Source organism: Actinomadura sp. NPDC048032 (assembly GCF_040653175.1).
In the GTDB taxonomy this organism is placed as follows: Bacteria; Actinomycetota; Actinomycetes; order Streptosporangiales; family Streptosporangiaceae; genus Spirillospora; species Spirillospora verrucosospora.
This window is the reverse complement of the sequence record NZ_JBEZJP010000537.1, coordinates 1-4,636: the sequence shown is the minus strand read 5'-3', so window position 1 is coordinate 4,636 and position 4,636 is coordinate 1. Positions and strand designations below refer to the sequence as shown.

Below are 4,636 nucleotides of genomic sequence, written 5' to 3'. Positions count from 1 at the left end.
GGCCGCCGTCGCCGCCTCCTGAGCGCGCGACCGCCTCCCGCGCGAAAGCCGAAGGCGCGGCGAGGCGCCCGCCTCACCGCGCCCGTCAACGCGCGCCGGTCCGCGTCGCCGTCAGCCCGCCGCCGAGAAGGAGGGGCGGGAGTTCAAGGCCTCGACGTCGGAGAACGACGTCTGCCGGTACGCGCCGGTGATCGTGTTCAGCTCGTCGGGCGTCAGCACGTCCTCGATCGAGGAGAAACCGTCGGGGGCCCGCTGGCTGACCGTGTGGAGGATGCGGTCGGCGGGCATGTCCCGGCAGGCCTGGACGATGGCGTTGACCGGCTCGCGGCGCGCCTTGTCGTAGGCGAGCAGCCCCTCGGCGGGGTCGTCGGCGCCGGCCAGCTCGTGCGCCAGGACGCGGGCGTCGAGGATGGCCTGGGAGCCCCCGTTGGAGCCGATCGGGTACATCGGGTGGGCGGCGTCCCCGAGCAGCGTGACGCGGCCGAACGTCCAGCGGTCGACGGGGTCCCGGTCGACCATCGGATACTCCAGGATCTCCGCCGCCTGGGACATCAGCGCGGGGAAGTCGAGCCAGTCGTACTTCCAGTCCGCGAAGTAGGGGAGCACGTCCTCCAGGCGGCCGGCCTTGTTCCAGTCGGGGTCCCAGTTTAGCTGATCGTCGGCGAGCCTGACCTCCGCGGCCCAGTTGAGCAGCGCCTTGCCCCGGCGCTCCACGCGCATGGAGATCGGGTAGACGACGATCTTCGAGGTGGCGTTGCTCCCCATGACGACCATGGTCCGCCCGGTGAGGATGGGGTCGGCCTCGGTGATGCCGCGCCACAGCCTGATGCCGTTCCACAGCGGCGCCGGCTCGTCCGGGTACAGCTGCGCGCGGACGGCGGAGTGCAGGCCGTCCGCGCCGACCAGTGCGTCGGCCGTCACCGTCTCGGCGGTGCCCGACGCCCGGTCGAGCAGGCGGGCCCGCACCTGCGTCCCGTCCTGCTCGAAGCCCTCGAAGACGGTCCCGGTGCGGACGGCGTCCTGGCCGAGCCGCGCGCGGACGGCGTCGAGCAGCATCATCTGCAGCTCGCCGCGGTGGATCGAGTACTGGGGCCAGTTGTAGCCGAGCGCGCGCCCGCGCGGCTCCGCCCAGATCCGGCCGCCGTGCCGGTCGAAGTGCACCATCTCGCCTGTCGGGATGCCGGTCTCGGCCAGCTCGTCGGCGAATCCCAGCTCGGTGAGCTCCCGGACGGCGTGCGGCAGCAGGTTGATGCCGACGCCGAGCGGCAGCAGCCGGTTGGCGGAATCGACGACGAGGGCCTCGACTCCGGCCTCGTGCAGGCTCAGCGCGGTGGTGAGCCCGCCGATGCCCGCCCCCACGATGAGTACGCGCATGAATCACCCTCCGTTGGTCTCGGGCGACCGGGCCCAGGCGGCCCGCCCGCGCCGGTCTCGTTCGTGTCGCCGCACGTGGCGGCCGTTCTCACCGGGCCGGCCTGGTCTCAGCGGCCGGGACCGGGCGCCGCCGGGACCCCGGTCCGCCGTCCCTCCGGTTCACCCGGTGCCGGGCGCGGTGCCCGCGGGCGCCGCGCCCGGCACCTTCGCGCCACCGCGGACCAGCCGTCCGACCTCGGCCCGGAGCCGGACGAACTCCGGGGTCCCGCGGGTCTCGATCTGGTCGCGCGCCGAGGGAAGCCCGACCGGCAGGTCGGCGTGGACGCGGGCGGGCGAGCGGTTCAGTACGACCACTCGGTCACCGACGTAGACGCTCTCGTCGATGTCGTGCGTGACCAGGAGGATCGTCATCTCCCGGGTCCGGTGCATCTGCAGGACGAGGTCCTCCAGGTCCTCCCGGGTCTGCGCGTCCACCGACCCGAACGGCTCGTCCATGAGCAGCAGCGACGGGCGGTAGGCCAGAGCCCGCGCGATCGACGCGCGCTGCTGCATGCCCCCCGACAGCTGCCACGGGTACTTGCGTCCGGCGTCCGCGAGGCCCACGGACTCCAGGGCCTCCTGCGCCGTGGCGCGCCGCTCCGAGCGGCCCTTGCCGCGCCGCCGCAGCGGCAGCGCCACGTTGTCGCGGACGGTCAGCCAGGGGAACAGCGACCGGCTGTAGTCCTGGAACACCACGGCGAGGTCGTCGGGCACGCCGTCGATCGGCTCGCCGTTCAGGGTGAGGGTCCCGGCGGTCGGGCGGATCAGCCCGCCGATGCAGCGCAGCAAGGTGGACTTGCCGCAGCCGGACGGGCCGACGATGCTGAGCAGCTGACCGTCCGGGACGGTGAGGTCGAGCCCGTCGATGGCCCGGTGACCGTCGCCGTAGGAATGGCTGAGGCCGGTTATCTGGAGCACCACGGCCGCCTTTGCTGTGTGTATGTCGTCAGGGTCGGCATTGGGGTCATCGTCAGCTCGCGAGCCTTTTCGCGCCAGTGTGCCAGGAGAGCAGGCGCCGCTCCAGGAGCATGAACACCGCGTTGAACAGGAGCCCGAGCAGGCCCAGCATGACGATCCCCGCCCACATCCGGGGCAGTTCGAACGAGCGCTGGGCGCCGATGAGCTCGGATCCGATGCCCGAGGTGCTGCCGAACAGCTCGGAGATGACCATCAGGATCAGCGCGAACGACAGCGCGACCCGCAGCCCCGCGAAGATCTTGGGGGAGGCCGCCGGGAGCGTGACGGTCAGCAGCCTGCGGACCCGGCCGACGCCGAACACCCGGGCCGTCTCCAGATGCAGGGGATCCACGGTGCGGACCCCGTCGCAGGTGTTGAGCAGCACCGGCCACACCACGCCGAACGCGATCGTGACGACCTGCATGGTCGCGCCGAGCTGGAACACGATGATGAAGAACGGCACCAGGGTGGGCGGGGGTATCGCGCGCAGGAACTCCAGCACCGGGTTCAGCAGGTCGTACAGGACCCGTGACCTGCCGATCGCCGCGCCCGCCAGGACGCCCGCGGCGCCCGCGACCGCCCATCCCACGAACAGGTGGGTGAGGCTGGTGGAGAAGTCGTCCACCGCCTTGTCCGTGAGGAACGCGTGGGAGGCCGGTCCGGAGAACCACAGCTCGTGCAGCGCGTCGAAGATCGTCGTGGGCGGGGGGAAGTAGGTCTCGTCCACCGCGCGCGTGACCAGTTCCCACAGCACGGCGGCGGCGGCGACGAGCCAGACCCGCCCGGCGAACCCGCGCAGCGCTCGCAGGGCCCTCATGCGATCCCCTCCACGCGCGCGTTGTGCCAGCGGAACGCGATCCGCTCCACCCCGAAGAGGGCCGTGTTGGCCAGCAGTCCCAGCACTCCGGCCCAGCAGGCGCCGGCCAGCAGCAGGTCGGTCCGGCCGCCTCCGGACTGGGTGTCGGAGAGGTAGATCCCCACCCCGTTGATCCCGCCCGCGAGGAGCTCGGTGCTGATCACCACGACGAGGGCGACGGAGGCGGCGATCCGGACGCCGGTGGCGATGAACGGCGAAGCGCTCGGCAGGGAGACGCGCCACAGCACCGACAGCGTCCCGAAGCCGAAGCTGCGCAGGCTCTCCTTGGCGACCGGATCGACGTCGCGGAGCGCGTACAGGGTGTTGATGAGGATCGGCCACAGGCAGGCGTAGAAGATCAAGGACATCTTCATCTGCGTGGGGTCGGCGAACAGGATGATGGCGAGCGGGATCAGCGCGACCGAGGGAATGGGGCGCAGCAGTTCGACCAGCGCGCGGGAGGCGGTGCCGAGCACCGGCACCGAGCCGAGCAGCACGCCCAGCGGCACCGCGACGAGCACCGCCAGCGCGAGCCCGCCGGCCCATGCCGTGAGCGTGGCCCCGACGTCGGCGAGGAACTCCCCGTCGACGGCGAGTTTCCCGGCCTCCCGCAGGACGGTCGACGCCGGGGGCAGGGCGGTCTCGTCGACGAGGCCGGTACGGCTCACGACCTCGACGACGGCGACCAGCCCGGCGACCCCGGCGGCGCCGAGAAGGATACGGCGGTACTTCATTAAGAGGAGGTCACCATGAACGACTTGACGTCAAGGGGCTTGTCCAGGTAGCCGAACTGCTGCATCAGGTCGGCCACGCGCTGGAGGCGGGTGGCGTTCAGCGTGGTCGGCCACGTGCCGAAGCTCATGGTGGAGGCGACCTTGGCGTCGATCCCCTTGGCGTAGGTCGGCAGGACGTCCTGGACCAGCTTGCGGTCGGCGGCCATGCCCTGCGCCTTCAGCAGCGCGCGCTGGAAGGCGGCGACCGTCTTGGGGTTCTCCTTGGCGAACTTCTCGGTGGTGGCGAAACCCGCGACCGGGAAGTCCGCGGTCGGGCCGCTGGACAGGTCGGCGACCATGCGGGCGCCCATGGACTGCTGCATCTGGGTGCCGAACGGCTCGATCGCCTGGACGGCCTCGACGCTCTTGGACTTCAGGGCCTGCTCCATGGCGGGCGGGGGGACCTCGACGAAGTTCCTGTCCTCGTCGAATTCGACGCTCTGCGGCTTGCCGGCGGCCCGCACCAGCAGCGTGGCCACGTTGCGCTTGGTGTTGACGGCGATCTTCTTGCCGGCCAGGTCCTTGATCGTGTGGTACGGGGAACGGTGGCCTGGAAGCCCCGGGGCCACGTCCCGTCGACGCGGTAGGACACCGAGCACGCGGTCGCCGCGGTCGTCGTCCGGCCCGCCGGGGGCGC

At 71.7% G+C, this 4,636-nt stretch carries 5 protein-coding genes; all 5 read right to left on the bottom strand.

Features of this window, described 5'->3' with window-relative positions; all coding sequences use genetic code 11:
• Nucleotides 1-111 precede the first annotated feature (111 nt).
• Nucleotides 112-1,374: a flavin-dependent oxidoreductase gene (locus AB0C69_RS38350; protein WP_360360875.1), complete on the bottom strand. Its 1,263-nt coding sequence runs from the start codon at nt 1,372-1,374 to the stop codon at nt 112-114.
• A gap of 159 nt (nt 1,375-1,533) precedes the next feature.
• Nucleotides 1,534-2,331, bottom strand: coding sequence for an ABC transporter ATP-binding protein (locus AB0C69_RS38345; protein ID WP_360360872.1), 798 nt, complete (start codon nt 2,329-2,331; stop codon nt 1,534-1,536).
• A gap of 52 nt (nt 2,332-2,383) precedes the next feature.
• The gene (locus AB0C69_RS38340; protein WP_353834516.1) at nt 2,384-3,187 is read right to left on the bottom strand and encodes an ABC transporter permease subunit; all 804 of its coding nucleotides are present in this window, start codon (nt 3,185-3,187) and stop codon (nt 2,384-2,386) included.
• Nucleotides 3,184-3,960, bottom strand: coding sequence for an ABC transporter permease subunit (locus AB0C69_RS38335; RefSeq protein WP_353834515.1), 777 nt, complete (start codon nt 3,958-3,960; stop codon nt 3,184-3,186). Before AB0C69_RS38335 ends, AB0C69_RS38340 begins: the two co-directional genes overlap by 4 nt.
• A partial coding sequence (locus tag AB0C69_RS38330; RefSeq protein WP_360360868.1) for an ABC transporter substrate-binding protein occupies nt 3,960-4,636 on the bottom strand: 677 nt, incomplete at its 5' end. The genes AB0C69_RS38330 and AB0C69_RS38335, both read right to left, overlap by 1 nt.